30 protein-coding genes and 1 tRNA gene are annotated in these 26,519 nt (G+C 59.7%); 18 read left to right on the forward strand and 13 right to left on the reverse strand.

Annotated elements, in window-relative coordinates; all coding sequences use genetic code 11:
- Positions 1-59 precede the first annotated feature (59 nt).
- Both TX24_RS18130 and TX24_RS18135 read right to left on the reverse strand, forming a co-directional pair.
- Positions 60-1,049 (reverse strand): Bug family tripartite tricarboxylate transporter substrate binding protein, encoded by a 990-nt coding sequence (locus tag TX24_RS18130; RefSeq protein ID WP_169878791.1) that lies wholly within the window; start codon positions 1,047-1,049, stop codon positions 60-62.
- Positions 1,050-1,076: 27 nt separating this feature from the next.
- Positions 1,077-2,369 (reverse strand): OprD family porin, encoded by a 1,293-nt coding sequence (locus TX24_RS18135; RefSeq protein ID WP_034135076.1) that lies wholly within the window; start codon positions 2,367-2,369, stop codon positions 1,077-1,079.
- A 235-nt stretch (positions 2,370-2,604) separates the two neighbouring features.
- On the opposite strand from TX24_RS18135, the gene TX24_RS18140 reads away from it, so the two are divergent.
- Together TX24_RS18140 and TX24_RS18145 are read left to right on the forward strand one after the other, a co-directional pair.
- The gene (locus tag TX24_RS18140) at positions 2,605-3,276 is read left to right on the forward strand and encodes a response regulator (protein WP_003189437.1); all 672 of its coding nucleotides are present in this window, start codon (positions 2,605-2,607) and stop codon (positions 3,274-3,276) included.
- Positions 3,269-4,654 carry a sensor histidine kinase gene (locus TX24_RS18145; protein WP_003189439.1) on the forward strand — a complete coding sequence of 462 codons (1,386 nt, stop codon included), beginning with the start codon at positions 3,269-3,271 and terminating at the stop codon, positions 4,652-4,654. The genes TX24_RS18140 and TX24_RS18145 overlap by 8 nt, the downstream gene beginning before the upstream one ends.
- Here the strand turns inward: TX24_RS18145 and TX24_RS18150 are convergent, their stop codons facing one another.
- A complete protein-coding gene (locus TX24_RS18150; RefSeq protein ID WP_003189441.1) occupies positions 4,655-5,476 on the reverse strand; it encodes an HDOD domain-containing protein in 822 nt (273 codons plus the stop codon).
- Positions 5,477-5,512: 36 nt separating this feature from the next.
- Positions 5,513-6,454 carry a CAF17-like 4Fe-4S cluster assembly/insertion protein YgfZ gene (ygfZ, locus tag TX24_RS18155; protein WP_003189442.1) on the reverse strand — a complete coding sequence of 314 codons (942 nt, stop codon included), beginning with the start codon at positions 6,452-6,454 and terminating at the stop codon, positions 5,513-5,515.
- 140 nt (positions 6,455-6,594) lie between these two features.
- Between ygfZ and TX24_RS18160 the strand changes: the two genes are divergently transcribed.
- Together TX24_RS18160 and TX24_RS18165 are read left to right on the forward strand one after the other, a co-directional pair.
- The gene (locus TX24_RS18160; protein ID WP_003189444.1) at positions 6,595-6,849 is read left to right on the forward strand and encodes an FAD assembly factor SdhE; all 255 of its coding nucleotides are present in this window, start codon (positions 6,595-6,597) and stop codon (positions 6,847-6,849) included.
- Positions 6,833-7,279: a protein YgfX gene (locus tag TX24_RS18165; protein ID WP_003189446.1), complete on the forward strand. Its 447-nt coding sequence runs from the start codon at positions 6,833-6,835 to the stop codon at positions 7,277-7,279. Before TX24_RS18160 ends, TX24_RS18165 begins: the two co-directional genes overlap by 17 nt.
- Here TX24_RS18165 and nadB read toward each other — a convergent pair.
- A complete protein-coding gene (gene nadB / locus TX24_RS18170; RefSeq protein ID WP_003189449.1) occupies positions 7,248-8,864 on the reverse strand; it encodes an L-aspartate oxidase in 1,617 nt (538 codons plus the stop codon). The genes TX24_RS18165 and nadB overlap by 32 nt on opposite strands.
- A gap of 460 nt (positions 8,865-9,324) precedes the next feature.
- On the opposite strand from nadB, the gene rpoE reads away from it, so the two are divergent.
- The 4 genes from rpoE (at position 9,325) to TX24_RS18190 (ending at position 13,177) form a co-directional block, all read left to right on the forward strand.
- Entirely contained in the window at positions 9,325-9,906 is a 582-nt protein-coding gene (gene rpoE, locus TX24_RS18175) for an RNA polymerase sigma factor RpoE/AlgU (RefSeq protein WP_003172477.1), read from the forward strand.
- Positions 9,907-9,938: 32 nt separating this feature from the next.
- Positions 9,939-10,526 (forward strand): sigma-E factor negative regulatory protein, encoded by a 588-nt coding sequence (locus TX24_RS18180; RefSeq protein ID WP_003189451.1) that lies wholly within the window; start codon positions 9,939-9,941, stop codon positions 10,524-10,526.
- A gap of 16 nt (positions 10,527-10,542) precedes the next feature.
- The gene (locus TX24_RS18185; protein ID WP_057710823.1) at positions 10,543-11,505 is read left to right on the forward strand and encodes a MucB/RseB C-terminal domain-containing protein; all 963 of its coding nucleotides are present in this window, start codon (positions 10,543-10,545) and stop codon (positions 11,503-11,505) included.
- A 235-nt stretch (positions 11,506-11,740) separates the two neighbouring features.
- The gene (locus TX24_RS18190) at positions 11,741-13,177 is read left to right on the forward strand and encodes a DegQ family serine endoprotease (RefSeq protein ID WP_003189456.1); all 1,437 of its coding nucleotides are present in this window, start codon (positions 11,741-11,743) and stop codon (positions 13,175-13,177) included.
- A 68-nt stretch (positions 13,178-13,245) separates the two neighbouring features.
- Here TX24_RS18190 and TX24_RS18195 read toward each other — a convergent pair whose 3' ends face one another.
- Positions 13,246-14,679 (reverse strand): M48 family metalloprotease, encoded by a 1,434-nt coding sequence (locus tag TX24_RS18195; protein ID WP_003189458.1) that lies wholly within the window; start codon positions 14,677-14,679, stop codon positions 13,246-13,248.
- Between the two features lie 95 nt (positions 14,680-14,774).
- Here TX24_RS18195 and TX24_RS18200 point away from each other — a divergent pair, with 95 nt between their 5' ends.
- A complete protein-coding gene (locus tag TX24_RS18200; RefSeq protein ID WP_003189460.1) occupies positions 14,775-15,014 on the forward strand; it encodes a sulfurtransferase TusA family protein in 240 nt (79 codons plus the stop codon).
- 19 nt (positions 15,015-15,033) lie between these two features.
- Here the strand turns inward: TX24_RS18200 and TX24_RS18205 are convergent, their stop codons facing one another.
- Positions 15,034-15,507 carry a peroxiredoxin gene (locus tag TX24_RS18205; protein ID WP_003189461.1) on the reverse strand — a complete coding sequence of 158 codons (474 nt, stop codon included), beginning with the start codon at positions 15,505-15,507 and terminating at the stop codon, positions 15,034-15,036.
- A 14-nt stretch (positions 15,508-15,521) separates the two neighbouring features.
- Positions 15,522-16,082, reverse strand: a complete 561-nt coding sequence (locus TX24_RS18210) for a glycine cleavage system transcriptional repressor (RefSeq protein ID WP_003189463.1) — start codon at positions 16,080-16,082, stop codon at positions 15,522-15,524.
- Positions 16,083-16,344: 262 nt separating this feature from the next.
- On the opposite strand from TX24_RS18210, the gene dapA reads away from it, so the two are divergent.
- From dapA to hepT, 7 genes are all read left to right on the forward strand, one after another.
- Positions 16,345-17,223, forward strand: a complete 879-nt coding sequence (dapA, locus tag TX24_RS18215) for a 4-hydroxy-tetrahydrodipicolinate synthase (RefSeq protein ID WP_034135081.1) — start codon at positions 16,345-16,347, stop codon at positions 17,221-17,223.
- 17 nt (positions 17,224-17,240) lie between these two features.
- Entirely contained in the window at positions 17,241-18,356 is a 1,116-nt protein-coding gene (gene bamC, locus TX24_RS18220; RefSeq protein WP_003189467.1) for an outer membrane protein assembly factor BamC, read from the forward strand.
- A 4-nt stretch (positions 18,357-18,360) separates the two neighbouring features.
- Positions 18,361-19,119, forward strand: coding sequence for an MBL fold metallo-hydrolase (locus tag TX24_RS18225; protein ID WP_003189469.1), 759 nt, complete (start codon positions 18,361-18,363; stop codon positions 19,117-19,119).
- A 27-nt stretch (positions 19,120-19,146) separates the two neighbouring features.
- Positions 19,147-19,860 (forward strand): phosphoribosylaminoimidazolesuccinocarboxamide synthase, encoded by a 714-nt coding sequence (gene purC, locus TX24_RS18230; protein ID WP_010212191.1) that lies wholly within the window; start codon positions 19,147-19,149, stop codon positions 19,858-19,860.
- 83 nt (positions 19,861-19,943) lie between these two features.
- A tRNA-Ser gene (locus TX24_RS18235) sits at positions 19,944-20,033 on the forward strand.
- Positions 20,034-20,154: 121 nt separating this feature from the next.
- The gene (gene mntA / locus TX24_RS18240; protein ID WP_057710824.1) at positions 20,155-20,550 is read left to right on the forward strand and encodes a type VII toxin-antitoxin system MntA family adenylyltransferase antitoxin; all 396 of its coding nucleotides are present in this window, start codon (positions 20,155-20,157) and stop codon (positions 20,548-20,550) included.
- The gene (hepT, locus tag TX24_RS18245; RefSeq protein WP_057710825.1) at positions 20,540-20,959 is read left to right on the forward strand and encodes a type VII toxin-antitoxin system HepT family RNase toxin; all 420 of its coding nucleotides are present in this window, start codon (positions 20,540-20,542) and stop codon (positions 20,957-20,959) included. Before mntA ends, hepT begins: the two co-directional genes overlap by 11 nt.
- A gap of 32 nt (positions 20,960-20,991) precedes the next feature.
- Here the strand turns inward: hepT and TX24_RS32805 are convergent, their stop codons facing one another.
- Positions 20,992-21,183: a hypothetical protein gene (locus TX24_RS32805; protein WP_137204571.1), complete on the reverse strand. Its 192-nt coding sequence runs from the start codon at positions 21,181-21,183 to the stop codon at positions 20,992-20,994.
- A gap of 410 nt (positions 21,184-21,593) precedes the next feature.
- Between TX24_RS32805 and TX24_RS18250 the strand changes: the two genes are divergently transcribed.
- A complete protein-coding gene (locus tag TX24_RS18250; RefSeq protein WP_054897604.1) occupies positions 21,594-21,845 on the forward strand; it encodes a DUF6124 family protein in 252 nt (83 codons plus the stop codon).
- A gap of 72 nt (positions 21,846-21,917) precedes the next feature.
- On the opposite strand, the gene TX24_RS18255 is transcribed toward TX24_RS18250, so the two are convergent.
- From TX24_RS18255 to TX24_RS18270, 4 genes are all read right to left on the reverse strand, one after another.
- The gene (locus TX24_RS18255) at positions 21,918-23,144 is read right to left on the reverse strand and encodes an MFS transporter (RefSeq protein WP_057710826.1); all 1,227 of its coding nucleotides are present in this window, start codon (positions 23,142-23,144) and stop codon (positions 21,918-21,920) included.
- Positions 23,145-23,389: 245 nt separating this feature from the next.
- The gene (nadS, locus tag TX24_RS18260) at positions 23,390-23,677 is read right to left on the reverse strand and encodes a NadS family protein (protein ID WP_014717446.1); all 288 of its coding nucleotides are present in this window, start codon (positions 23,675-23,677) and stop codon (positions 23,390-23,392) included.
- Positions 23,678-23,679: 2 nt separating this feature from the next.
- Entirely contained in the window at positions 23,680-23,994 is a 315-nt protein-coding gene (locus tag TX24_RS18265; protein ID WP_034135084.1) for a type II toxin-antitoxin system RelE/ParE family toxin, read from the reverse strand.
- Positions 23,995-24,100: 106 nt separating this feature from the next.
- Positions 24,101-25,042, reverse strand: a complete 942-nt coding sequence (locus TX24_RS18270; RefSeq protein WP_057710827.1) for a LysR family transcriptional regulator — start codon at positions 25,040-25,042, stop codon at positions 24,101-24,103.
- A 157-nt stretch (positions 25,043-25,199) separates the two neighbouring features.
- On the opposite strand from TX24_RS18270, the gene TX24_RS18275 reads away from it, so the two are divergent.
- Positions 25,200-26,516 carry an MFS transporter gene (locus tag TX24_RS18275; RefSeq protein ID WP_057710828.1) on the forward strand — a complete coding sequence of 439 codons (1,317 nt, stop codon included), beginning with the start codon at positions 25,200-25,202 and terminating at the stop codon, positions 26,514-26,516.
- The last annotated feature ends 3 nt before the right edge of the window (positions 26,517-26,519 follow it).

The raw sequence follows: 26,519 nt of genomic DNA on the forward strand, positions 1-26,519 counted from the left end.
CTTGCGTTCTTCGCGAGCAAGCTCGCTCCTACAGGGGCATTACACAAAAAGAGGGGCGATTACTGGATCAGGCCGAACTCTTTGGCCAGCACTTTGTAGTCAGCCACCTGCTTCTTCACGTAGGTGTCCAGCTCCTGGCCGGTCATGGCAAACGGGAACAGCTCGCGCTGGTCACGCAGCTTGGCGAACTCCTCGGAAGCCAGCAGTTTGTCGAAGGCGGCTTTCCACCAGGCGTAGTCTTCATCGCTGACCTTTGGCCCCAGGTAGAAGCCACGCACCACCGGCCAGACGATGTCGTAGCCTTGCTCTTTGGCGGTCGGAATATCCTTCATTTCCGGCTCATCCAGGCGCTTCTCGGAGAACACTGCCAGCAGGCGCATGTCGCCGCTCTGGATATGTGGCATGGAGTCGGAGATGTCGGTACTGCCCACTTGGATGTGACCACCCAGCAAGGCTGTGGCGATTTCACCGCCGCCCTCAAGGGCGACGTAACGCAGCTCGCGCGGGTTGATCCCGGCGGCCTTGGCAATCAGTGCGGTTTGCATCCAGTCCTGGCTGCCGACGGTGCCGCCAGAGCCAATCACCACGCTGCCTGGGTCTTTCTTCAAGGCTTTGACCAGATCATCGAGGGTTTTGTAGGGCGAGTCGCTTCTCACAGCGATGGCGCCATAACTGGTGCCAACCGCCGCCAACCAGCGGACGGCGCTTTCATCAAAACGGCCGAACTTGCCCTGGGCCAGGTTCAACAGCGAACCGCTCGACCAGGCGACCAGGGTGCCGGCATCCGCAGGGCGCTGGGCGACGACCGCGTTGTAGGCCACCGCGCCCACGCCGCCTGGCATGTAGGTCACGCGCATCGGCTTGGTCAGCAGCTTTTGATTCACCAGCGCGCTTTGCGCCAGCTTGCAGGTCAGGTCAAAACCGCCGCCAGGCGAGGCTGGGGCAATACATTCCGGACGCTTGGGTTCGTCGGCGGCCAGCAGTTGGCCGGCGAACAGCATGCAGCCGGCGGCAAGGGCAAATTTACGCAGTGAAAGGGTCATGGTGATCTCCATCGTTGTTGTTATGAGGGGGTACTACCAAAGTGCGACGCTGTAGCTGACCAGCAAGCGCATTTCATCTGCGTCACGGGCCGAATAGTTGGAGCGATAGGTGGCGTTACGCAGGCGCACGGCCACATCTTTGAACGTGCCGCTTTGCACCACGTACTTGATCTCGCTGTTGCGTTCCCACTCCTTGCCGGTCTCGCCATTCTTGAGCTTGATGTTGTCACCCGAGAGGTAACGGCTCATGAAACTCAAGCCCGGAATGCCCAGCTTGGCGAAATCGTAGTCGTAACGTGCCTGCCAGGAGCGTTCTTCGGCGCCGGCAAAATCGTTGATCTGCACGAAGTTGACCAGGTACGGGTCACTGCCATCCACATACGGGAAGGCGCTGTCGCCGGACATGTGCTGGTAGCCGGCGCTGAGCTTGTGGCCATTGAGGGCATAGCTGAACAGGCCGTTGAGGGATTTGTTATCGATATTGCCGCCGCGCGCTGAGCCGGTGTCATCACTGATGGCTAGGCGCAGGTCGGCGGCGAAGGTGCCAGGGCCCATCGGGCGGGATGCGACCATGCCGAGGAAGTGCTGGCGGTAAACGTCGTCAAGTTGGGCGAAGTGGTAGCTGCCGGTGACCTTTTCGGCGAACTTGTAGTCCACGCCACCAAAGTTGAAGTGCTTGCCGGTGGCACCGCTGAGGAAGCGGCTGTTCTTGTTATTGAGCGCGATGTCTTCGTAGTTGGTGTCGTCGCGGTCCTTGGCTTTGTCCAGGCGGCCACCGGTGAACACCAGGTTCTTGAATTCCTTGGAAGTGATCAAGCCACCGTTGAAGGTCTGCGGCAGGATGCGCCCGTCGTTGGGCTTGAGGATCGGCAGTTCGGGGATCAGCGAGCCGATCTTAAGCTCAGTGGCGGAGATTTTCACTTTGCCGGTCAGGCCCAGCTTGGAGTACTCGTTGGCGGCGCGGCCGTCATCGTGGGTCGGCAGCAGGCCGGTGCCGGTGCGGTCGGGGCTGGAGTCGAGCTTGACGCCGAGCATGCCCAGCGCATCCACGCCAAAGCCGACGGTGCCGTCGGTGTAGCCCGATTGCACATTGAGCATGAAGCCTTGTGCCCATTCGTCGCGCTTGGATTGCTGCGCACTGGTACCGTCGCGAAAGTCGCGGTTGAAGTACATGTTGCGGGTTTCCAGGGTCGCGCTACTGTCTTCGAAGAAGGCAGCCTGGCTGAGCGGCGCAAAGCCGGCAAGGGCGGCGGCACTGGCGAGGGCGGTATGGGTCAGGCGGGAAGAGCGAACAGGCGCGCAAGCCTGTGGCTGGGTCGACAGCATCGTGGTGTACTCCGTTATTGTTCTTATTTTGGCGAAAACGCTTCGAGGCGTTTTTCGGGCGCTACGGGTCAGGCAACTCGGCGGGCATAGACCACCGTGCTTAGATCCTAAAGGGCGAAGCTTTCACTAACCTTTCAATCGCCTTTCAATGTTTTCGGGCTTCACAGGCCAGGTTGCGGCTGTAAACTGCCGGGCAAAGCGTGGCGCCGACCACCCCTGAATGAGGTAGAAATCCATGCGTGTCCTGTTGGTTGAAGACCATCTGCAGCTCGCCGAAAGTGTCGCCCAAGCGCTCAAGAGCATGGGTTTGACCGTTGATGTGTTGCATGACGGCGTGGCGGCGGACCTGGCCTTGAGCAGCGAGGAATACGCCGCGGTGATCCTGGACGTAGGGTTGCCGCGCCTGGATGGCTTCGAGGTGCTCGCGCGTTTGCGGGCACGTGGAAAAAACCTGCCGGTGCTGATGCTGACTGCTCGCAGTGATGTAAAAGACCGCGTGCACGGCCTGAACCTGGGCGCCGATGACTACCTGGCCAAGCCGTTTGAACTCTCGGAGCTTGAAGCACGGGTCAAGGCACTGTTGCGGCGCAGCGTGTTGGGCGGCGAGCGCCAGCAGACCTGCGGTGTACTGGTGTACGACCTCGACACCCGGCGCTTCACGGTCGCAGGCGAACTGATGACCTTGACCTCCCGAGAGCAAGCGGTGCTCGAAGCCTTGATTGCCCGGCCGGGTCGCGTGATGAGCAAGGAACAATTGGCTTCCCAGGTATTTGGCCTGGACGAGGAGGCCAGCCCTGACGCCATCGAAATTTACGTGCATCGCCTGCGCAAGAAGCTCGATGGCCAGCCCATCGCCATTGTTACCTTCCGTGGCCTTGGCTACTTGCTGGAAGCCCGTGATGCATAAGCCCAGCAGCCTGCGCTGGCGCTTGCTGTGCAACCTGGCGCTGTTGCTGGTGCTGTTGATGCTCGCCAGCGGCATGAGCGCTTATTGGAACGGTCGCGAAGCCGCCGACACCGCCTATGACCGCACGCTGCTGGCCTCGGCGCGAACCATTGCCGCCGGCTTGACCCAGGTGGACGGCACCCTCAGCGCCAATGTGCCTTATGTAGCCCTGGACACCTTTGCCTACGACAGTGCCGGGCGCATTTATTATCAGGTCAATGACATTGATCAGAAGCTGATTTCCGGTTACGAAAACCTGCCCGGCCCGCCGCCCGGCACGCCCCGCACCGACGATTACCCAGCCTTGGCGCGGTTCTACAACGCCATGTACCTGGGCCAGCACGTACGGGTGGTGAGCCTGCTCAAGGCCGTCTCGGAGCCGAACATGAATGGCATGGCCGAAATTCGTGTCGCGGAGACCGACGAAGCGCGGGTGGCCATGGCCCGAAGCCTGATGGCTGACACCCTGCTGCGCCTGGGCATGCTCGCCATCGGCGCATTGTTGCTGGTGTGGTTCGCGGTAAGCGCCGCCCTGCGCCCGCTGGAACGCCTGCGCACGGCGGTGGAAGAGCGCCAGCCCGATGACCTGCGGCCCCTGCCTTTGGTGGAAGTTCAGGACGAGTTCGGCCCACTGGTGCGCTCGCTCAACCATTTCACCGAACGCCTGCGCGGGCAGTTCGAGCGTCAGGCGCAGTTTATTGCCGATGCTGCCCACGAACTGCGCACACCCCTGGCGGCGCTCAAGGCCAGGCTGGAACTGGGCCTGCGTGCCGAAGAACCGGCCACCTGGCGCAGCACCCTGGAAACGGCCGCCCAGGGCACCGACCGCTTGACGCACCTGGCCAATCAATTGTTGTCCCTGGCCCGCATCGAAAACGGTGCCCGGGCCATTGCCGAAGGTGGTGCGCAGTTGCTCGATTTAAGCCAGTTGGCCCGTGAGCTCGGTATGGCCATGGCGCCGCTGGCCCACGCGCGGGGCGTGGCGCTGGCGCTGGAGGCCGATGAGCCGGTATGGCTGCGTGGCGAACCGACGCTGCTCAATGAGCTGCTGAGCAACCTGGTGGACAACGCCTTGGCCCATACGCCACCCGGCGGCAATGTGATTCTGCGGGTGACGGCCCCGGCGGTGCTGGAGGTGGAAGATGACGGCCCCGGTATCCCGCTGGATGAGCGGGACCGGGTGTTCGAGCGCTTTTATCGACGCAGCCAGCAGGGCATGGGCTCGGGCTTGGGGTTGGCGATTGTCGGGGAGATTTGCCGTGCGCACCTGGCGCAGATCAGCCTGCATGATGGCGAGCTGGCGGGGCTTAAGGTACGCGTGAGTTTTATCGCGGGTTGATCAGTAAAACATCGAGCGGGCTTCGTCCAGTTCGCTGCGCAGGGCGTCGCTGTGCAGGTCTATGCGTAACTTCATGAGAGCCGGCAATGTGGCAAGCGGCACGGTGCCCAGGGGATGGTCGGTGCCGCGGTGGCAGTACAGCGCGGCGACTTGCACCAGGTCGACGTAATCCAGGCTGGCAGAGTCGCGTGTCAGGTCCAGGTATTGGCCCGGCACGTTCACCAGCATCTCGGGGAAGTCCCACACCCGTAGCAGCTTGTCCCCCAGCACCGGGTGAATGCTGTCGATGACGTGGTTGAGGCTGACGGGGTCGGCCAGCAGCTCATAATGGTCCTCGGCATACGTGAGGATCGGCAGCACGCCGATCTGATGCACCAGGCCGCCCAGCGCCGCCTGGTCCGGCTTGAGCTGGCTGTGGCGACGGCACAAGGCGTAGCTCACGCCCGCCACCTCCAGGCTGCGGCGCCACACGTCGCGCATTTTCTGTTCGACCACCTCGGAGCGGGCGTGAAAGATCTGCTCCATCACCAGGCCGATAGCCAGGTTGCTGCTGTAGTTGGTACCGAGCCGGGTGATGGCGGTGTGCAGGTCGGTGACTTCCTGGCTGGCCCGCAGCAACGGGCTGTTGACCACTTTGATCAGGCGCGCCGACAGGGCCGTGTCACGACTGATCACTTTGCTCAGGTGGCTGATGCTGATCTCCGGGTCTTCGGCGGCCTGGCGAATTTTCAGGGCCACCTCCGGCAATGTCGGCAGAACCAGGTCATCGTTGTCGATGGCCGTTACCAACGCTTGTTGGACTTTTTCCGCCAGCTTGTTCATTCATGCTCTCTAGGGTGCTGCAAAAAAGTACGGCGATTAACGCTGGATCTCGCGATCTCGGTCCAGTTGGTAGGGCAGGTCAAGCAAGTGCAGGCCTGGGCCTTCCAAGGTGCCCAAGCGCACGTCGCCACTGTCGGCAGCTTCGGCTTGCAGCACAGCGAGAAGTTCAATCGACTGGTCAGCTTTTGCGGCGATGACCACTTCGCCGATTGCGCTGTTATGGCTGGGGGAAAACAGTGGAGTACCTGGCTCGGGGAGTTCGGCAGCCTCCAGGTTCAGGCGATACAGACGCCGCTTGAGTTTGCCCAGGTACTGCATGCGCGCGACGATTTCCTGGCCGGTGTAGCAGCCTTTCTTGAAGCTGACGCCACCCACGGCCTGCAGGTTGAGCATCTGCGGGATGAACAGCTCGCGCGTCTGGGGCATCACCTGGCCGATACCGGCACGGATCTGGCCAAGTAGCCAGGCATTCAATTCAGACTGTTGCAACTGCGCGGCCAATTGGCTGCGCACGGCGTCGGCGTGTTCGGCAGGTACCCAGAGTTCGGCACGGCCCTGGGAAACGCGGACGGCGATCAATGCCTCGTTGCGTGCCACGCTGTCGGTCTCGACCGGCAGTTCCAGGCCCAGAGCGGTCAAGGCCGCGTCTGCGTTAGCCAGGCCGAAGCGCGCCCAGGCAGCGCTTTCGTCGGTGAGCTTGGATTTAGAGAACACCGCGTACTTTTTCAAATCTGCCAGCTGCGGTTCAAGCAACTCGGTGGCCATGGCCAGGAGTACGCCATCCCCCTGCAGCAGGATGCGGAAGCTCGACTGCATCCGGCCTTTTTGCGTGCAGCGCGCGCCCAGGCTGGCCTGGGTTTCACTCAGGTAATTGAGGTTGCAGGTCAGTTGGCCCTGCAGGAACTTGGCAGCATCAGAGCCGCGGACGGCGAGAACGCCTTCGTGGGACAGGGAGCAGAAAAAAGCGGAGTCAGCCATGGGTCATCGCAGGTCAAAAAGTCATGGGTGCATCATAGAGGGGCGTCCGGCAAATGCATAGTTTCCATATAGGGCGACCAAAGCCGACTGTTCCAGTGTCGTCGGGGCTGTATACTTGCGCTCTATTTTAGGAGGGCTCCATGGTCGAAGATGTAGAAATCAATCGCCTCTACTGGCACAGCCGTCGCGGCATGCTGGAGCTGGATGTGTTGCTGGTGCCTTTCACCAAAGAGGTGTACGCGACGCTCAATCAGGTGGACCGCGACCTCTACGTCAGGTTGCTCGAGTGCGAAGACCAGGACATGTTTGGCTGGTTCATGGAGCGCGCCGAATCCGAAGACCCGGAGCTGCAGCGCATGGTTCGGATGATCCTGGACCGTGTCCAGCCCAAGTAATCGTTTCGAATGCCGCTGGCAGGCCTCGCGGCTGTTGCTGGCGGCCTATGTGCTTGCCCAACTGATCGCGCTGGGCAGCCTGCTGGTTCTAAACCTGCCTTACTCAAGCCTGGGCATCCTGTTATGCCTGGCTCATTGTGCCTGGGTGTTACCGCGGCAAATTCTGCTCACTCACCGTTCGTCGATTCGTGGCCTGCGCCGTGACGACGATGGCTGGCAATTATGGAGCGCCGCACGCGGGTGGCACCCTGTGCAACTGCGGCCCGACAGCCTGGCGTTGCCGCTCATCGTGGTGTTGCGTTACCGGGCGCAGGGTGAACGGCGAGTGCGGTCCATCTGCGTGCCAAGGGATGCACAGGCCGCCGATGTGCACCGGCGCCTGCGGGTACGCCTGAAGTTCAGCCGGCGTAGGTGGTTGGCACCAGGATAGTGTCCCGGGCTTCGGGCAGCATCTGTGGATAGTCGAGGGTGTAATGCAAGCCGCGGCTTTCCTTGCGCTCCATGGCCGACCGGATCATCAGCTCGGCCACTTGGGCCAGGTTGCGCAATTCGATCAGGTCGCGGCTGACCTTGTAGTTGCTGTAGAACTCGTCGATCTCATCCAGCAGCAAGCGCACCCGATGTTGCGCCCTTTGCAGGCGCTTGTTGGTGCGCACGATGCCCACATAGTCCCACATGAAGCGTCGCAGCTCGTCCCAGTTGTGAGCGATGATCACGTCTTCGTCCGAATCAGTGACCTGGCTCGCATCCCAGCGGGGCAGGGCGGCTGGTACCGGGATGCGCGGCAGTTGCTCAAGAATGTCCGCTGCCGCCGAGCGGGCATACACGAAGCATTCGAGCAATGAATTGCTGGCCATGCGGTTGGCGCCGTGCAGGCCAGTGAAGCTGGTTTCGCCGATGGCATACAGGCCCGGCACGTCGGTGCGGCCATGCTGATCGACCATCACGCCACCGCAGGTGTAGTGCGCGGCCGGCACCACGGGGATCGGGCCCTTGGTGATGTCGATATTGAAGGTCAGGCAGCGTTCGTAGACGGTCGGGAAGTGGGTCTTGATGAAGGCTTCGGGCTTGTGGCTGATGTCCAGATACACGCAGTCGATACCCAGGCGCTTCATTTCGTGGTCGATGGCGCGGGCGACGATATCGCGTGGTGCCAGCTCGGCGCGTGGGTCGAAGCGCTGCATGAAGCGTTCGCCATTGGGCAGCTTCAAATGTGCGCCTTCGCCGCGCAGGGCTTCGGTGATCAAAAAGCTCTTGGCCTGCGGGTGATACAGGCACGTGGGGTGGAATTGGTTGAACTCCAGGTTGGCGACCCGGCAGCCCGAGCGCCAGGCCATCGCAATGCCGTCGCCGCACGCACCGTCGGGGTTGCTGGTATAGAGGTAGACTTTGGCGGCGCCGCCCGAGGCGAGAATGGTGAAGCGTGCGCCATAGGTATCGACTTCACCGCTGGTGCGGTTCAGTACGTAGGCGCCCAGGCAGCGTTCGCCCGGCAGGCCCAGGCGTTTTTCGGTGATCAGGTCGACGGCGACGCGCTGCTCCAGCAATTGGATGTTGGGGCGTTGGCGGGCCTGATCGAGCAGGGTCTTGAAAATCGCGGCCCCGGTGGCATCGGCAGCGTGAATGATTCGGCGATGGCTGTGGCCGCCTTCGCGGGTCAGGTGGAACTCAAAGCCACCGTCGTCGCTGCCGGCATGTTCATCGCGGGTGAAGGGCACACCTTGGTCGATCAACCATTGGATGGCTTCCCGGCTGTGCTCGACGGTGAAGCGCACGGCGTCTTCGTTGCACAGGCCACCGCCGGCGTTAAGGGTGTCTTCGACGTGGGATTGCACGGTGTCTGTGTCGTCCAGCACCGCAGCCACGCCGCCCTGGGCCCAGAAGGTCGAGCCGTTGGCCAGGTCGCCTTTGCTCAAAACCGCTATACGCAAATGGCTGGGCAGGGTCAGGGCCAGGCTCAAGCCGGCGGCGCCGCTGCCGATGACGAGGACATCGTGTTGAAACTGTTGGCTCATTTGACGGATTCCGCAAAAAGCGATCCAAAGGGGGGCGCAAACAGGACGCCTGGATCGGCGAATCAAAGGGTCACACGGGCCACTAGTATATAGAGGGGTGGAGCGGCACAATAGCCACGCCTTCGTGGCATTGTGAGATTATGCTGCGCAGCGTTGGGAAACGGCCGGTTGGCGGGACGGGAACTTTTTGCATAAGCCCCGACTCAATAGCAGGTTGCCCGAAAGCTGGGAAAACGTTGAGTTTATTGGCCCGTCGGGAGCATTGGACGCGTCACGAAACCGGCGACAAGATTATTCGCGCAGCCGGCACCGACCGTGCTGCGTTTTTCGTGTGTGCCAAATCAGTGCATGCCGGAAACTTGCTTGAAGGGGGAGAACTTTTGCGAAAAGCCCGAGTCTATGTTTGCAAGCCTGATCGTTTAGTTATGCAAGCCTCCTTCAAGTACAACGAGGAGTGTTCATGCTAACCCAGGAAGAGGATCAGCAGCTGGTCGAGCGCGTACAGCGCGGTGATAAGCGAGCATTTGATCTGCTAGTGCTGAAATACCAGCACAAAATTCTCGGGTTGATCGTGCGGTTTGTGCACGACACCCATGAAGCGCAGGACGTTGCACAGGAAGCCTTTATCAAGGCTTACCGTGCACTTGGAAATTTCCGCGGTGACAGTGCGTTTTATACTTGGCTGTACCGCATCGCCATTAACACGGCGAAAAACTATCTGGTGTCACGCGGTCGCCGCCCACCAGACAGTGATGTCAGTTCAGAAGATGCAGAATTTTACGATGGTGATCACGGCCTCAAAGATCTCGAGTCGCCGGAGCGTGCATTGCTGCGCGACGAGATCGAAGGCACCGTTCATCGCACTATTCAGCAACTGCCAGAAGATTTGCGTACGGCGTTAACTTTACGTGAATTCGATGGTCTGAGTTACGAAGACATTGCGAGCGTCATGCAATGTCCGGTGGGGACTGTGAGGTCACGGATTTTCCGGGCCCGAGAAGCCATCGACAAAGCCTTGCAACCGTTGTTGCAGGAAAACTAAAGACAGCGGCGACAGCCAAGAGAGGAACCGCCATGAGTCGTGATGCCCTGCAGGAATCGCTGTCCGCAGTGATGGATAACGAAGCGGATGAACTGGAACTTCGTCGAGTGCTCAACGCATTTGATGACGCCGAAACCCGTGATACCTGGTCTCGTTACCAAGTCGCTCGGGCGGTGATGCACAAGGATCTCCTAATCCCTCGTCTGGATATTGCTGCGGCCGTTTCTGCTGCACTGGCGGATGAAGCCGTTCCGGCAAAAGCCTCGCGTGGTCCATGGCGCAGCCTGGGTCGTCTGGCAGTGGCCGCTTCGGTGACCGTTGCTGTGTTGGCAGGTGTTCGCCTGTACAACCAGGACGAGATCGCAGGCAACGAGCTGGCCCAACAGACTCAGCAACCGGTCATGGCCGGTCCGCAAGTCAAGGGCCCGGCCGTGCTGGCTGGCTACAAGGAAAGCACCGATACCACCGGCCCTATGGCCAATGGTGTACTTCAGGGGCAATCCGGTTGGCAGGATCAGCGCCTTCCAGGCTACCTGCGTCAACATGCGCAGGAATCGGCCGCCAAAGGCACTGAAAGCGCTCTGCCATACGCTCGTGCAGCAAGCCAGGAAAACCGCTGATTCGCTAAGGAGCCCTATGCGCGCCATACCGCTCCTTACGCTTTTGCTCAGTAGTTGGTTTGCACTATCCGCCCATGCCGATGAAGCCCAAGACTGGCTGACTCGACTTGGGCGTGCAGAGCAGCAGCAAAGCTTTGAAGGTACGTTTGTCTACGAACGTAACGGCAGTTTTTCCACCCATGACATCTGGCATCGCGTCCAGGAGGGTCATGTCCGTGAACGCTTGTTGCAGCTTGACGGCTCCGCCCAAGAAGCGGTTCGGATAGACGGCCGGGCGCAATGCGTCAGTGGCACGTTGGTTGCCAGCCTCGGTCATTCTTCTGATGCACCCTCGCGTATTCTCGATCCCAAAAAACTCAATCCATTCTATGAACTGGCCGTCATTGGCAAATCCCGCGTGGCTGGTCGTAATGCGGTGATTGTGTCGATCAGTCCGCGTGACCCTTACCGTTATGGGTTTGAATTACACCTGGATCGTGAGACTGCGCTGCCGCTCAAGTCCTTGCTGCTCAACGATCAAGGGCAGTTGTTGGAGCGTTTCCAGTTCACGCGCCTGGACCCCTCGGCCATTCCTTCTGACCAGGACTTGCAGCCCAGCAGCGACTGTTCGCCGGTAACAATGTCGTCCGCCGCTAAAGCACCTGACTTGTCTGCCACGCAAAGGTGGCATCTGGACTGGCTACCGCCAGGTTTCCAACAGATCAGCAGCGCCACGCGCAAAGATACCCAAACGAAATCTACCGTCGACAGCCTGATGTATGACGATGGGCTCGCGCGTTTTTCGGTGTTTCTTGAGTCAGCCAGCGGCGCTGACGTGAATGAAACCCGTGCTCAGCTTGGGCCGACCGTGGCAGTCTCGCGGCGCTTGAATACGGTGGATGGCGAAATGATTGTCACGGTGGTCGGCGAAATTCCCATTGGCACTGCTGAGCGTATCGCGTTGTCGGTGCGTGGTGAAAAGGCCGCCGCCAAGCCCTGAGATTGTTAATCTTATGTTCATCCTGTTCTTTCAATCTGAGCCCGAATTTGGTTGGGGGCTGGGTGTATGAAATCTCTGGATCAGCATTTTCACTTGCAAAAACTTCCCATGTTTTTTATAGGTCAGGGTTTGATGGCTCTGGCCTTGTTTGTTCGCGGAACAAAAAATGCCGGTCGCAGTGCCCGGCATTTATTGAACCCTGTCGCTTAACCCTGCTCGTCGTAACGGGAGCTGTATGTCGATACCACGTTTGAAGTCTTACTTATCCATAGTCGCCACAGTGCTGGTGCTGGGTCAGGCCTTACCTGCGCAAGCGGTCGAGTTGCCTGACTTCACCCAACTGGTGGAGCAGGCCTCGCCTGCCGTGGTGAACATCAGTACCACGCAGAAGCTGCCGGATCGCAAAGTCTCGAACCAGCAGATGCCCGACCTGGAAGGCTTGCCGCCCATGCTGCGCGAGTTCTTCGAACGAGGGATGCCGCAACCACGCTCCCCCCGTGGCGGCGGTGGCCAGCGCGAAGCCCAATCCCTGGGCTCCGGCTTCATCATTTCGCCTGACGGCTATATCCTCACCAACAACCATGTGATTGCCGATGCTGACGAGATTCTCGTGCGCCTGGCCGACCGCAGTGAACTCAAGGCCAAGCTGATTGGCACCGATCCACGTTCCGACGTGGCCTTGCTTAAAATCGAGGGCAAGGACTTGCCGGTGCTTAAGCTGGGCAAGTCCCAGGACCTGAAGGCCGGTCAGTGGGTGGTCGCGATCGGTTCGCCGTTCGGCTTTGACCACACCGTTACCCAAGGCATCGTCAGCGCCATCGGTCGCAGCCTGCCGAACGAAAACTACGTACCGTTCATCCAGACCGACGTGCCGATCAACCCAGGCAACTCCGGTGGCCCGCTGTTCAACCTGGCCGGTGAGGTGGTGGGCATCAACTCGCAGATCTACACCCGCTCCGGTGGCTTCATGGGCGTGTCCTTCGCGATCCCGATCGATGTGGCGATGGACGTCTCCAATCAGCTCAAAAGCGGCGGCAAGGTCAGCCGTGGCTGGTTGGGCGTGGTGATCCAGGAAGTGAACAAGGACCTGGCTGAGTCCTTCGGTCTCGACAAGCCGGCGGGTGCCCTGGTTGCGCAGATTCAGGACAATGGCCCTGCGGCCAAAGGCGGCCTGAAAGTGGGTGACGTCATCCTGAGCATGAACGGCCAGCCGATCATCATGTCGGCGGACTTGCCTCATCTGGTCGGCGCGCTCAAGGCCGGCGGCAAAGCCAAGCTGGAAGTGATTCGTGATGGCAAGCGCCAGAACGTCGAACTGACCGTAGGTGCCATCCCGGAAGAAGGCGCGACCCTGGATGCCCTGGGCAACGCCAAGCCCGGTGCCGAGCGCAGCAGTAACCGCCTGGGTATCGCCGTGGTTGAACTGACCGCCGAGCAGAAGAAAACCTTCGACCTGCAAAGCGGTGTGGTGATCAAGGAAGTTCAGGACGGCCCAGCCGCCTTGATCGGCCTGCAACCGGGTGACGTGATCACTCACTTGAACAACCAGGCAATCGATACCACCAAGGAATTCGCCGACATCGCCAAGGCGTTGCCGAAGAATCGCTCGGTGTCGATGCGCGTCCTGCGTCAAGGCCGTGCCAGCTTCATTACCTTCAAGCTGGCTGAGTAATCCGTTAGACCTATAAAAAAGCCCCGCTGCCGGTTAACGGCGGCGGGGCTTTTTTGTGGGCGGCGGGTTCAGCTCATCATGCCTTTCACCAGGCGCTCCTGTTCGATCAGTTCACGCTGACGGGCGTCGATGCGCGAGGACAGCGGGAAGTTATTGCCAGCACGCCGCTTGGCAAAGTCCAACTGCTGGATGGCTTGCTGGAAATCCCCCACCAGTGCGAAATATTCGGCACGGGCCTGATGCAGGCCAATGATGTTGCCGGACAAGCCGCGTGTTTCGGCGACCTGATACCACACGTCCGGATCGTCCGGGCGCGATTTGAGCAGCCCGTCCAGCGCCTTTTCTGCATCGGCGGTACGGTTCTGTTTAAGCAACAGGTCTACCCGCACCTGATTCAGCGGATAGTTGCTGGGGTATTGGGTGAGCATTCGGTCGGTGCGTTGCTGCGCATCGGGCATGCGGTTGCTGGTAATGTCCAGTTCGATTTGGGCCAGGTTGTAGGTGATGTCGTTGGGCGCCTTGGCCAACAGCGGCGCCAGGCTTTCCCGTGCTTCCTTGAGTTGAGTGCCCTTGATCTGGGCGATGGCCAGGCCATAGCGCGCCACGTCATTTTTAGGGTTTTCATCCAGCTGTGCCTGGAAGCGCTTGGCGGCCAGACCTGGCGTGTCTTCGTATTTGAGCTGCACCCGTGCGCGAATCAATTGATAGCGCAGGCTGTCTTCCTTGCCGCCGGGTTTGGCTTGTTCGGCGCGGTTGCGGGTGTCGGCGATACGCGATTCGGTGACCGGGTGAGTCAGCAGGAACTCTGGCGGCTTGGCGTCGAAGCGGTATTGGCGCATCAGCCGTTCGAACATGGTGGGCATGGAGCGCGGGTCGTAGCCTGCTTTTTCCAGATTGAGGATGCCGATGCGGTCAGCCTCCTGCTCGTTCTGGCGCGAGAATCGGCGCTGCTCCTGGATCGCGGCGGCTTGTGAACCGGCAATCGCGGCGATACCGGCATCCCCGGCACCCGCAGCGGCGGCGATAATGCCGCCAAGCAGGGCGGCCATCATCGGCAGTTGCATGCGTGATTGCGCTTCCACGCCTCGGGCGAAGTGGCGTTGGGACAAGTGCGCCAGTTCGTGGGCCAGTACCGACGCGTATTCGCCTTCGGTCTGTGCATTGAGAAACAGGCCGCCGTTGACCCCGACGATCCCACCCGGTGCCGCAAAGGCGTTGAGCTGTGGGCTGTTGATCAGGATAAATTCCAGGCGCCGGTCATTGACCTGGCTGGTCTCCACCAGCTTGTACACGCTGGTTTCGACGTAATCCTTGAGTTGCGGGTCATTGAGTTGCGAGACCTGGCCGCGCAGGTAAGCCAGCCAGGCGCGGCCCAGTTGGTATTCCTGTTGCGGCGAGACAATGGCAGAGCTGGCGTCACCAAGTGACGGCAGGTCGTCAGCGAAGGCCGGGGAGGCCAGCAGGCAGGCCAGCGTCAGCAGGGTAGGGCGCAAAAAAGTCATGCACAAAGCCTTTCGACAAAGAGCTTACTGTAGCCGGACACTGAGCTTGGGACCAGATATTCTAAGCAGCCTAAATGTTTGCCTGGAGTAACACCATGACCGACGTTGTAGCCTGTGACGCCGAACTCGACGCCAGCGGTCTGAACTGCCCGTTGCCCTTGCTCAAGGCCAAGCTGGAGCTCAATAAACTGGCCAGCGGTGCCGTGCTCAAGGTGACAGCCACCGACGCCGGCTCCCAGCGCGATTTTCGCACCTTTGCCAAGCTGGCCGGCCACACCCTGGAGCATGAAGACGCCGCCGAGGGTGTGTACCGTTATTGGTTGCGCAAGGCCTGAAGGCCTTATCGAGGCAAGATCAAGCCTTGTTCAGCGCCTGCGCTGCCGCCAGCACGGCATCAACATGCCCCGGCACTTTCACGCCGCGCCATTCCTGGCGCAGCACACCTTGGCTGTCGATCAGGAAGGTGCTGCGATCCACGCCCAGGTATTCCTTGCCGTACAGTTTCTTCAACTTGATCACATCAAACAGCTGGCAGACCGCTTCGTCCTTATCGCTGATCAGCTCGAAAGGAAATTCTTGTTTGCCTTTGAAGTTCTCGTGGGACTTCACGCTGTCACGCGACACGCCGAATACTTCGGTATTGGCGGCCTTGAACGCGGCGTACTGGTCACGAAAGCCTTGGCCTTCGGTGGTGCAGCCAGGGGTGCTGTCCTTGGGGTAAAAGTAGATCACCACTTGCTTGCCCTTGAGGGCTGCGAGGCTGAAGGTCTGGCCGCTGGTGGCCTGGGCTTCGAAATCGGCCACGGGTGTGTCGATGGCTACCGGCATAGAGAAGTACTTCCTTACATGGGGTTCTGTGGGCGCCATGGCTCGATCAAGGCGTCGAGGTTCAGGGCATCGGCGAAATCCAGGAACTGGTCGCGCAGCCAACTGATCTGTACGCCGGCCGGCAAGGTCACGGTAAAGGTGGCATTGAGCATGGTGCCGCCGGTTTGTGGCGCCTGGTAGGTGTCACAGGTCAGGTTTTCCAGCTCGACGTTATGGTCGATAAAGAACTGGCACAGCTCGTTGACGATGTCCGAACGGTAGGCCGAGCTGACATACGCTACATAAGGCAGAGCCTGGGGGCGGTTTTCCAGGGCGGCGCTGCGTACTACGTTGACGGTGAAGTCATGCTTCTTGGCCAGGCCCGGCAGGCCGGTTTCCAGGCGCGCCAAGGCATCCCAGGAGCCAGAAATCTGCAGGACCAGCGCACTGCACTCGCCATGGCGGGTGAGGCGGGAGGTCACGACGGCGCAGCGATTCTCATGGCTGGCGCGGCACAGCACGTTGGTCAGCTCCATGGGGTTGGCGCCGAGGGCACTGATAACAAGGAATTGTTCGCGAACTGTGGGGGTGGACATGCAGCCTTCCTAAAGCGATGAGCGGTCGATGCCGTGTGGGCGGTATCGATCAAAGGATCAAGGGTAGCGAAAAGCGTCGCCAAGGGCTAGGAGGTGGCGTTTTCATTGCGTGATCAGCCGCCTTCGGGCGGTGCTTTGGCCCAATGATGGCATTGCCCGAGGTTTAGTTGCGCCAGAACGCATCCTCACGCGGTACTTCGCTTGTACAAGCATCTTGGCGCCAGTACCATTACGGCTCTCTTTTTCCGGCAGGAGCGGTTGCATGATTGCGGGCAGTATGGTGGCACTGGTCACACCCATGGATGCACAAGGTCGTCTCGACTGGGACAGCCTGGGCAAACTGGTGGACTTCCACCTGCAAGAGGGCACCAACGCCATTGTGGCGGTCGGCACCACAGGTGAATCGGCTACCCTCGATGTGGAAGAACACATCCAGGTGATCGAGTTCGTGGTCAAGCGCGTGGCGGGCCGCATTGCCGTGATCGCCGGTACGGGCGCCAACTCGACGCGTGAAGCGATCGAGCTGACCAAGAACGCCAAGAAGGCCGGCGCCGACGCTTGCCTGCTGGTAACCCCGTATTACAACAAGCCGACCCAGGAAGGCTTGTACCAGCACTTCAAAGCCATCGCCGAAGCCGTGCAGATCCCGCAGATCCTCTACAACGTGCCGGGCCGCACCGCGTGCGACATGAAGGCCGAGACCGTGATCCGCCTGTCCACCGTGCCGAACATCATCGGCATCAAGGAAGCCACCGGCGACCTGCAGCGCGCCAAGGACATCCTGGCCGGCGTGAGCAGCGACTTCCTGGTGTATTCCGGTGACGACGCCACCGCTGTCGAGCTGATCCTGCTGGGTGGCAAGGGCAACATCTCCGTGACCGCCAACGTGGCCCCGCGCGCCATGAGCGAGCTGTGCGCCGCCGCCATTGCTGGCGATGCAGCCACCGCTCGTGCGATCCACGAGAAGCTGATGCCGCTCAACAAAACACTGTTTATCGAATCCAATCCTATTCCCGTGAAGTGGGCGCTGTTTGAGATGGGCCTGATGCCGGACGGTATCCGTCTGCCGCTCACCCGCCTCAGCGAAGCCTGTCACGAACCGCTGCGACAGGCCCTGCGCCAGTCCGGCGTCCTGGTTTAATTGAGGAAGCACTACGCATGAAGCGATTGGCCGGACTTTCCGCACTTGCCTTGATTATCTCCAGCACCAGTGGCTGCGGTTGGGTATGGGGCCCGGAAGGCTACTTCCGTGACCGCGGCAGCGATTACCTGGAAGCGCAAGCAACCAAACCGATGCAACTGCCGCCTGATGTCAATGTCGCCAAGCGCCTTGACCCGTTGCTGCCGATTCCACGCAACGTTGCCGACGACACGGTCAAGGGTGAGTACGTAGTGCCACGCCCACAGCCGATCACGGCCGTGGCCGATGCCAGCGACTACAGCCTGCAGAAAAGCGGCGACAACCGCTGGATCGTGGCTCAGCGCCCACCTGCTGAAGTCTGGCCGGTGGCGGTGCAGTTCTTTCAGGACAACGGTTTCCGCCTCGACCAGCAACGCCCGCAGACCGGTGAGTTCACCACCGCGTGGCAGCAAGGTCGCGAGCTGTCCGCCAACATGGCCCAGCGCCTGCTGGCGGGCGGTGTAGCCGCCGACAGCGAAGCCCGTGTGCGTGTGCGCATCGAGCCTGGCGTGCAGCGCAACACCAGCGAAGTCTATGTGGTCAGCGCCGAGCGGCCTGCCGGCAGCACGGCTGACGTCGACTTCACCCCGCGCTCGGTCAACACCGGTGTCGACGCCGCGCTGGTCGACGAGATGCTGGCCAGCATGAGCCGTATCTCCGAGAAGGGTGGTTCCGTATCCTTACTCGCCGCCCGTGATTACGACACCCCTAGTCGCGTCAGCCTCACCGAAGACGGCAGCGGCAACGTGGTGCTGAACCTGGGTGAAGACCTCGACCGCGCCTGGGCCAGTGTTGGCCGCGCGTTGGAGCAGGGCCCTTGGCGCGTTGAAGACATCAACCGCAGCCTGGGCCTGTACTACATCAACGTGGCTGAAAAGGCCGAGAAAAAAGACGACGAGCCAGGTTTCTTCGGCAAATTGTTCGGCAGCGCGCCGACCAAGGAAGAGATCGAAACCCGCGCCGAGCGTTACCAGGTTCGTTTGAGCAAGGTGGGCGAAAGCGTGCAAGTTACCGTCGAGAAGAACATCAACACCGTCGCGCCAGCTGAAACAGCGCGCAAAGTGTTGGGCGTGATTCAAGACAACCTGGGCTGATCCGATGCGTTTTGCCGTTCTCGGCAGCGGTAGCCAAGGGAACGGTACGCTGGTCGCCCATGATGACACGTACGTGCTGGTCGATTGTGGTTTCTCCCTGCGGGAAACCGAGCGGCGCCTGTTGCGCCTGGGGGTTCACCCCACGCAACTGAGCGCGATTCTGGTAACCCACGAACATGCCGACCATGTGCATGGCGTGGGTTTGCTGTCTCGGCGCTACAATTTACCGGTGTACTTGAGTCGCGGCACGTTGCGCGGGATGCGCAAACCCATTGAACCTGCTGGCTTCCTGGCCGGTGGTGAGCAACTGCAAATTGGCGCCCTGAGCATCAATGTTGTTGCGGTTGCTCATGATGCCCAGGAGCCGACGCAATATGTATTCAGTGACGGTGAGCGGCGCTTCGGTGTGCTCACCGATCTGGGTTCTTATTGCGCCAAGGTGCTGGAGGGTTACCGGGACCTCGATGCCTTGATGATCGAGTCCAACCACTGCCGAGACCTGCTGGCACGCGGTCATTACCCTTATTTTCTCAAGCAGCGGGTGGGCGGCGAGCTGGGACATTTGAACAACCACCAGGCCGCATACCTGGTGTATGAGTTGGGCTGGCAAGACCTGCAACACCTGGTCCTGGCTCACCTCAGCAGCAAGAACAACCTGCCGACGCTTGCCCGGCAATGTTTTGTCGACACCCTAGGGTGCGACCCGGACTGGCTGCAACTGGCCGATCAAGATTCAGGGCTCGACTGGCGACACATCGCCTAGCCCACCTTACTCAAAGCGGAGCCCATCATGGAAAAACGTGAAGAACTCTACCGCGGCAAAGCCAAGTCGGTGTACAAGACCGACGACGCCAACCGCCTGATCCTGCTGTTTCGCAACGACACCTCGGCGTTCGACGGCAAGCGCATCGAACAGCTTGACCGCAAAGGCATGGTGAACAACAAGTTCAACGCCTTCATCATGCAGAAACTCGAAGCGGCCGGTATCCCGACCCAATTCGACAAACTGCTGGGCGACAACGAATGCCTGGTCAAGAAGCTCGACATGATCCCGGTCGAGTGCGTCGTGCGTAACTACGCCGCCGGCAGTCTGGTCAAGCGTTTGGGCGTGGAAGAGGGCCTCAAGCTCAACCCTTACACCTTCGAACTGTTCCTGAAGGACGACGCCAAGGGCGACCCGTTCATCAACGAATCCCACGTCGTGGCGTTCGGTTGGGGCACCGCTGAGCAACTGGCGCGCATGAAGGAGTTGTCCCTCAAGGTCAACGACGTGCTGAGCAAGCTGTTCGACGACGCTGGCCTGTTGCTGGTGGACTTCAAGCTCGAATTCGGCGTATTCCACGACGGCTCCATCGTCCTGGGCGACGAATTCAGCCCGGACGGTTGCCGCCTGTGGGACAAGGACACCAAGAAGAAGATGGACAAAGACCGCTTCCGCCAAGGCCTCGGTGACGTGATCGAAGCCTACGAAGAAGTCGCCAATCGTCTCGGCGTACCGCTGTAATCGACGCAAGCATCTGATAGCACGGAAAAAAATCACCTTTGGGGTTTGCTTCCGCGAAACACACTGTTATGATGCGCGCCGTTGGAGAGATGCCAGAGTGGCCGAATGGGACGGATTCGAAATCCGTTGTACCTTCACCGGTACCTAGGGTTCGAATCCCTATCTCTCCGCCATTATTTATAAACAGAAACCCCCAATAACTTAACGGTTGTTGGGGGTTTTTGTTTTTGTAGCAGAAATGTTCAGGTGAATTCTGCTACGGTCGTGATTACCTGATAACAATGCGGGTCAATCATGAATTTTGAAAAAGTGCTCACGCATTTGCAGGCTAATCTTCCAGGTCTTTTGGCAGTGTACGTCTTTGGCAGCCAGGTGACGGGCGAGGCAAATGCCGACAGCGATCTTGACTTGGCTGTGCTGATTGAGGGAAGCATTGACCCACTGCAACTGTGGCGCCTATCCGGGGAGTTAGCGGATATCGTCAAGGTCCCCGTTGATTTGTTGGACTTACGCGCGGCCTCGACGGTCATGCAATACCAAGTCATAACGACAGGGCGCCGCCTGTGGAGCAAGGACAGTCAGGCGGGTATCTTTGAGAGCTACATACTCAGCGAGAAAACTGCATTGGATTGCGCCAGGGCAGAGCTGCTAGTCGACATTCAAAAGGATGGAACGGTATATGGCCGATGATGTACTCATCAACAAGGCTGCCAGTATTGAGCGTTGCGTTGCTCGTGCTCGGGAGGAGTACGAAAAGGACCCAGCCAGTTTTGCCACTGACTTCACCCGTCAGGATGCGGCCATTCTCAATATTCAGCGCGCCTGTGAGGCTGCTCTGGACATGGGGCAGCATCTGATTCGTCGTGAGCGCCTCGGTGTCCCCCAAAGTGCTCGTGATGTGTTTGAGCTGCTGGCGCAGGGCGGATGGGTGAATCCTTCCTTGCTCACCAATCTGAAAAACATGGTCGGTTTTCGTAATATCGCCGTGCATGAGTATCAGACGCTTCAGTTGCCTATTACCGTTGCGATCATCACCAAACATCTGGGCGATTTCCTGGCATTCAGTGCACATGTCTTGACTAAGGACGCGGGCCAGTGAGCCGATTCAAATGGCCCGCGGTAAAATCAAGGCTACAGGTCGTCTAGAGAAACCTTCACTCGCTGAGCAGACGCCTGGCGCTCACGTACGGTCGCTATCAACGCTTCATCCTCTTTTGCCGGGCGCTTTTTGTCCGATTCTTTTACCGTTTCCCTTGGTCTTTTCTTCGCCTCTTGCTCGGTTACGTATTCACCTGTGACCGCATCGCGATATTTCGTTGGCATATCAGCACCCTTGACAGTATGTCGCCACGGCGGGGTTTTTTTTAGACTAGCTCGCAGGCTTATGCGCACAAGGATTCCGGTGGGCATTCTGGTTACCAAGCTTTTCCGAAACAGGCGCTTACGTTATGCGGGGGCGGCAGTTTTCGGGCAGGGTTGCGCTGGCTGGGGTAGGGCGCTAACCTTCCGCCGTCGCCCTCATGGCGACCGGTTTTGACAGACTGATTTACAGGTGTACGACCTCCATGCGATTACAGCGTTTCTGCTGTGACGTCGTTTTATGGCGGCTGTGCGTGGGGCATCTTCGGGTGCGCCGGGTCCTGTATACCGGTCTGTCAACCCGCGCACAGCTGCCACCTGATCCTGTTTGACAGCGGGATGTGGCAGTTCCCATTGCATACAGGAGCTACACAATGAGCAATCTCGATTCTGATTCCGAATTTTCCCCGCGTAAAATATTCCATGTAGGCGCCGACGTCGGCACCGAAGAAGCCCTCACAAACGCCACCGAAATCCTGTCATCTGCCCTGCAAACCGCTTACCAATGCGCCGAAGATCCAGTCAGCACGCAGTCGCCCGTGATCATGGCCCTGGCTCAATTGATTGAGAACGCGCAAGCCCTGGTGGACGCTGTCCTCGAGCGTGATTTCCCCACGGCCCAATAAACACCTGCTCCGGAAACGAAAAAAGCCTGTTGAACTCAACGCTCAGCAGGCTTTTTTTTGGCTGCAACTCGGTCAGGCAGGCTGCGCCACCAAGCTGTTGCTCACCTTGCGGCCCAACACCAGCACGGTCGCAAACCCCAACCCCACCAACACAGTGGCCAGGCTCAACAACACCGCGCTGCCCATTTGGTCGACGATCCGTCCACCAAAGAACGAGCCCAGGGCAATGATCACCTGAAACAGCGCCACGAACAGCGGCATGCCTCGTTCCACATCCTTGGGCGCCACCACGAACATCCAGATACTGGCGCAGGCCGGGAAGGCGCCAAAGGCAAAGCCCCAAAGCGCGATCAGTACCACGGCACCCGTCATACCGGTGGCGAAGTAGGGGAACAGGGCGGTGCTGGTACCGATCATCAGCGCGACCAGTAGCAAGGTGTTACGTACGCTGCGGTTGGCGGCGAAGCCGGCGAACACATTGCCCAGAACGCCTGCCACGCCATACAGCAGCAACAATGAGCCAATCGTCGGCCCGTCGAAGCCGGAGCTGTGCTTGAAGAACGGCGCGACATAGGTGTACGCAGCAAAGTGCGCCAAGCCGATCAACAGTACGGCGATCAACCCGACGCGCGCTTGTGGGTTGATAAACAGGGCCGGCAGGTCGCGTACCTCTATGGCCTTTTCCGGTTTGAGGCGCGGCAGCAGCAAGACTTGCGCCAGCAGCACCGGCACACCCACCAGCGCGGTGACCAGAAAGGTCATGCGCCAGCCCATCAGGCCGCTGAGCCAGGTGCCTACGGGCACACCGAGTACGGTGGCCAGGGTCACGCCCATCATGATGATCGACGTGGCTTTTGCGACGCCCACGCCCTTGGGCGCCAGCCTGCCGCTGAGGGCGATGGCAGTGGCCCAGAAACCGCCGATGCTGATGCCCAGCAGTACGCGGCCGAACAGCAGCAGGCTGAAATCGGTGGCATAGGCCACCACCCCGTTGGCGAGGATCATGACCAGCGTCAGGCCGATCAGCAGATAGCGGCGGTCCATGGCGCCAATGCCAACCGACAGCAACGGCGCGGCAAGGGCCGCCATGATGCCGGGCAGGGTGACCATCAGGCCTGCGTGGCCGGCACTGATGCCCAAGTCGCTGGCGACGTCGTTGAGCACGCCCACCGGCAGAAACTCGCTGGTCACCAGGGCAAAGGCACCCACGGCGACCGAAAGAATTGCCAGCCACTGCTGTTTGACGCTTTGTTGATTATGTTCGGGAAGGCCGTTAGAGGCCTGGCTCGCGCTTGGCATGGTGTGGGATTCCAAGGTGAAAGTCGCCTGAGGTCAGACGCAGGAGAGGGAAGCTGGGGGCGATTATAGGAATCAGTGTTGGCAATCGAGCAGGCGCTCGTTTCGATAGTAATCATCAGTGCTATCGATGTGAGGTTTTTGAAGAGTCCTCACTCAGCATCACAAACGAAAAAGCCCGAAGTTGAGTCAGCTCCGAGCTTTTCCGGTTATGACGATGTTTAAGGTGCAGGGGGTGGAGTTTTATTTCAGCTAGCCAGCGCGTTCAGTACATGTACTGGGTCATTATGGATAGCTTTCAACAACGCCTTTGCCGGCCCAGTAGGTTCGCGACGACCCTGCTCCCAGTTGCGCAACGTACCGAGCTGAACGTCAATCAGCGCTGCGAATTTAGCCTGGGTCAGCCCTGTTGCCTTACGGATTTCTTTAACTCGCATTGAGTCAACATGAAATTCACGAGATGGCTCCCGTTCTCCGCGCAGGATCTCGTTCATCTCTTGAACGCTTTCCATCAATTCATCAAAAAGTCGGCTCATAGCTATCTCCAGTGCTCAATCGCAGCCTTCAGTGACTTGCGTTCGTCGGCGCTCAAGTCCTGCTGTTCATTTTTGGGATAGATCATCAGTAAAACAATCTGTGATGCCGAGGCGAAGTGGTAATAGATCACACGTGCCCCGCCTCGTTTACCATGGCTCTTGGCTGCTACTCGTATTTTGCGGATACCGCCCGTACCCTCAATCACATCGCCTGCGGCGGGATTCACTACAAGCACGTTCTGAAAGGCCATGTAGGCATCCTCGTCGATCAATTCTTTAACGCGACGTGTGAAGACCGATGTCTCAATGAAAATCATCGCTAATGTACGCCATTGGCTTAGTTGGCTGCAATCCTAGCCGTGCGCGCTTCGGTGCGCATCCGGTGAGTTGTAACTGCTTTTTGGCGCACTCGGATGCGGCCAATTATGTTCTGGCCAACCGCTCCAAAAGGCACTCAATAAACACCCCCTCCGCCCGACTCATCTTCTGCTCCCGATTCCACAGCACGTGAATATCCACATCCGCAATGCCCTCATCCGGCGGCAACCGCCAGAGCAGCCCGTTCTCCACATCCTCGGCCACCACGTGCACCGGCAGGCATCCCAGGCCATACCCGGCAATCACCAGGCGCCGAACTTCTTCAAGGCTGGATGACGACGCCACGATCCGCCCGCCGAACCCTTGCTGATCGCGAAAAATCGTCAGCGGCGAGAGCATCCCGCCGATCTGATCGCTGGTAAAACTCACGAAGTTTTCCGACTGCAAGTCTCCTTCGACCAAGCCGGTGCGTCCGAACAAGGGGTGGTGTTTCCCACAAAAAAACGCATAGCGCTGACGTAGGAACAGGTGCTGTTCCAGGCGCGGCTGTGGCCGACGGTTGAGGCTCAGCCCCAAGGTCGCGGTTTTTTCCAGCAGCGCGGCAACAATGTCGGAGCTGCGCATCACTTCGACCTCCAGGTCTACCCGTGGGTGCTCGCGATGAAAGCCTGCGAGAAAGTCATCGAAAGTGTCGGAATTAATCCGGCTGATCATCAGCAAGCGCACTTTGCCGATCACTTCATCACCCGGCTTTTGCAGGGCGTTGCTCATCTGCGAAACCTGGCCGTACATCTCCCCGGCAATGGCGAAGATCTGTTCACCCGCCTCGGTGAGTACGAAGCGCGGGCCACGGCGCAGGATGAGCTGGCAATCCAGCTGTTCTTCCAGGCGCTTGAGCGCCTGGCTGATCGCCGGTTGCGTCAGATGCAGGCGGGCAGCAGCGCGGCTGATGCTCAGTTCCTGGCCGATCACGCGGAAGGTGCGCAGCAGGTTCCAGTCCAGGCGGTCGTTGAGCAGGGGGTGAATATCGCGGCGGGATTCGGGCATGGCATCGCTCGATAATAAGCAGTTTTTATAATTAAGATAATAAATAGAAAATTGACTAATCATAGCCCCAGGCCGAAAAATCGGGCTTAACGAGCGCCACCAGAGCGCACTGGTTTGATCTTCTCCTGCCAAAAAAATAACCAAAGGAGCCAGCCCCATGAAGCTTTCTGCTTCGCCGCAGCCTCGCCGTGCCGCGGCCGCCGCCTTTATCGGCACCATGATCGAGTGGTACGACTTTTACATCTATGCCACCGCCGCCGCGCTGGTGTTCGGTCAGTTGTTCTTCCCCTCCGACGATAAATTGTTCAGCACCATGGCCGCATTCGGCACCTTCGCCGTGGGCTTTTTCGCGCGACCGTTGGGTGGCGTGGTGTTCGGCCATATCGGCGACCGCATCGGGCGCAAGAAGTCCCTGGTGATTACCCTCGTGATGATGGGCGTGGTGACGGTGTGTATCGGCCTGTTACCGACCTATGCGCAGATCGGCGCTGCGGCCCCGGTGTTGCTGATTTTGCTGCGCGTGGTGCAGGGCATCGCGGTCGGTGGCGAGTGGGGCGGGGCGGTGCTGATGGCCGGGGAACATGCACCAAAGGGGCGCCGTAACTTCTTTGCATCCTTCGCGCAATTGGGTAGCCCGGCCGGTTTGATCCTTTCCTTGCTGGCGTTCAGCGCTGTGACCCGTCTGCCAGAAGAGGATCTGCTCAGTTGGGGCTGGCGCCTGCCGTTCCTGGCCAGTGCCTTGCTGCTGGTGGTCGGCCTGGCGATTCGCCTGGGTGTGAACGAGTCGCCGGAGTTCCTCGAAGACAAAGCCCTGGCGGAAAAAGCCCGCGCCATCAAGAAAGACCAAGCCCCCGTGCTGGAAGTGCTGAAGACGGCTTGGCGCCCCCTGTTGCTGTGCATTGGCGCCAACACGTTGGGGATTGCCGGCGTGTATTTCACCAACACCTTCATGATTGCCTACAGCACTCAGCAATTGGACCTACCGCGATCGCTGATTCTGGAATGCCTGTTCTTCGTTGCCATTATCCAGTTCTGCGTTCAGCCGCTGGCCGCCTGGGTGGCGGAGAAGGTCGGCGCTACGCGGTTCCTGTGCGCCATGTGCGTACTGGCAATGGCTTCGCCGTATCCGATGTTCGTCTTGGTCAGCAGCGGCCAGGCGCCCTTGATCATCTTTGGTATTGCCTTGGCGGTAGTGTGCATGGCGTCGTTCTACGCTGTGATCGCGGGTTACGTCAGCGGCCTGTTTGAAACCCGTGTGCGTTACACCGCGATCTCTTTGGCCTATCAGGTGTGTGGCGCGTTGGCCGGTGGTTTGACGCCGCTGATCGGCACCTGGCTGGCCCATCAATACCTGGGCCAATGGTGGCCGATGGCGGTTTTCTACAGCGTCATCGCAGCGGTGTCGTTGGTGTGCGTACTCGCTTTGTCCCGCCGCCACGCCACGGCCCACCGCCTGGAAATGGCACACAGTTGAGGG

Source organism: Pseudomonas lactis (assembly GCF_001439845.1).
Lineage (GTDB): Bacteria > Pseudomonadota > Gammaproteobacteria > Pseudomonadales > Pseudomonadaceae > Aquipseudomonas > Aquipseudomonas lactis.

What these genes read in the sequence shown, in the direction of transcription:
- TX24_RS18135 (WP_034135076.1), bottom strand. Translation starts at nt 2,369, where the DNA reads ATGCTGTCGACCCAGCCACAGGCTTGCGCGCCTGTTCGCTCTTCCCGC.
- TX24_RS18140 (WP_003189437.1), top strand. Translation starts at nt 2,605, where the DNA reads ATGCGTGTCCTGTTGGTTGAAGACCATCTGCAGCTCGCCGAAAGTGTC.
- TX24_RS18145 (WP_003189439.1), top strand. Translation starts at nt 3,269, where the DNA reads ATGCATAAGCCCAGCAGCCTGCGCTGGCGCTTGCTGTGCAACCTGGCG.
- TX24_RS18150 (WP_003189441.1), bottom strand. Translation starts at nt 5,476, where the DNA reads ATGAACAAGCTGGCGGAAAAAGTCCAACAAGCGTTGGTAACGGCCATC.
- ygfZ (WP_003189442.1), bottom strand. Translation starts at nt 6,454, where the DNA reads ATGGCTGACTCCGCTTTTTTCTGCTCCCTGTCCCACGAAGGCGTTCTC.
- TX24_RS18160 (WP_003189444.1), top strand. Translation starts at nt 6,595, where the DNA reads ATGGTCGAAGATGTAGAAATCAATCGCCTCTACTGGCACAGCCGTCGC.
- nadB (WP_003189449.1), bottom strand. Translation starts at nt 8,864, where the DNA reads ATGAGCCAACAGTTTCAACACGATGTCCTCGTCATCGGCAGCGGCGCC.
- rpoE (WP_003172477.1), top strand. Translation starts at nt 9,325, where the DNA reads ATGCTAACCCAGGAAGAGGATCAGCAGCTGGTCGAGCGCGTACAGCGC.
- TX24_RS18180 (WP_003189451.1), top strand. Translation starts at nt 9,939, where the DNA reads ATGAGTCGTGATGCCCTGCAGGAATCGCTGTCCGCAGTGATGGATAAC.
- TX24_RS18185 (WP_057710823.1), top strand. Translation starts at nt 10,543, where the DNA reads ATGCGCGCCATACCGCTCCTTACGCTTTTGCTCAGTAGTTGGTTTGCA.
- TX24_RS18190 (WP_003189456.1), top strand. Translation starts at nt 11,741, where the DNA reads ATGTCGATACCACGTTTGAAGTCTTACTTATCCATAGTCGCCACAGTG.
- TX24_RS18195 (WP_003189458.1), bottom strand. Translation starts at nt 14,679, where the DNA reads ATGACTTTTTTGCGCCCTACCCTGCTGACGCTGGCCTGCCTGCTGGCC.
- TX24_RS18200 (WP_003189460.1), top strand. Translation starts at nt 14,775, where the DNA reads ATGACCGACGTTGTAGCCTGTGACGCCGAACTCGACGCCAGCGGTCTG.
- TX24_RS18205 (WP_003189461.1), bottom strand. Translation starts at nt 15,507, where the DNA reads ATGCCGGTAGCCATCGACACACCCGTGGCCGATTTCGAAGCCCAGGCC.
- TX24_RS18210 (WP_003189463.1), bottom strand. Translation starts at nt 16,082, where the DNA reads ATGTCCACCCCCACAGTTCGCGAACAATTCCTTGTTATCAGTGCCCTC.
- dapA (WP_034135081.1), top strand. Translation starts at nt 16,345, where the DNA reads ATGATTGCGGGCAGTATGGTGGCACTGGTCACACCCATGGATGCACAA.
- bamC (WP_003189467.1), top strand. Translation starts at nt 17,241, where the DNA reads ATGAAGCGATTGGCCGGACTTTCCGCACTTGCCTTGATTATCTCCAGC.
- TX24_RS18225 (WP_003189469.1), top strand. Translation starts at nt 18,361, where the DNA reads ATGCGTTTTGCCGTTCTCGGCAGCGGTAGCCAAGGGAACGGTACGCTG.
- purC (WP_010212191.1), top strand. Translation starts at nt 19,147, where the DNA reads ATGGAAAAACGTGAAGAACTCTACCGCGGCAAAGCCAAGTCGGTGTAC.
- mntA (WP_057710824.1), top strand. Translation starts at nt 20,155, where the DNA reads ATGAATTTTGAAAAAGTGCTCACGCATTTGCAGGCTAATCTTCCAGGT.
- hepT (WP_057710825.1), top strand. Translation starts at nt 20,540, where the DNA reads ATGGCCGATGATGTACTCATCAACAAGGCTGCCAGTATTGAGCGTTGC.
- TX24_RS32805 (WP_137204571.1), bottom strand. Translation starts at nt 21,183, where the DNA reads ATGCCAACGAAATATCGCGATGCGGTCACAGGTGAATACGTAACCGAG.
- TX24_RS18250 (WP_054897604.1), top strand. Translation starts at nt 21,594, where the DNA reads ATGAGCAATCTCGATTCTGATTCCGAATTTTCCCCGCGTAAAATATTC.
- TX24_RS18255 (WP_057710826.1), bottom strand. Translation starts at nt 23,144, where the DNA reads ATGCCAAGCGCGAGCCAGGCCTCTAACGGCCTTCCCGAACATAATCAA.
- nadS (WP_014717446.1), bottom strand. Translation starts at nt 23,677, where the DNA reads ATGAGCCGACTTTTTGATGAATTGATGGAAAGCGTTCAAGAGATGAAC.
- TX24_RS18265 (WP_034135084.1), bottom strand. Translation starts at nt 23,994, where the DNA reads ATGATTTTCATTGAGACATCGGTCTTCACACGTCGCGTTAAAGAATTG.
- TX24_RS18270 (WP_057710827.1), bottom strand. Translation starts at nt 25,042, where the DNA reads ATGCCCGAATCCCGCCGCGATATTCACCCCCTGCTCAACGACCGCCTG.
- TX24_RS18275 (WP_057710828.1), top strand. Translation starts at nt 25,200, where the DNA reads ATGAAGCTTTCTGCTTCGCCGCAGCCTCGCCGTGCCGCGGCCGCCGCC.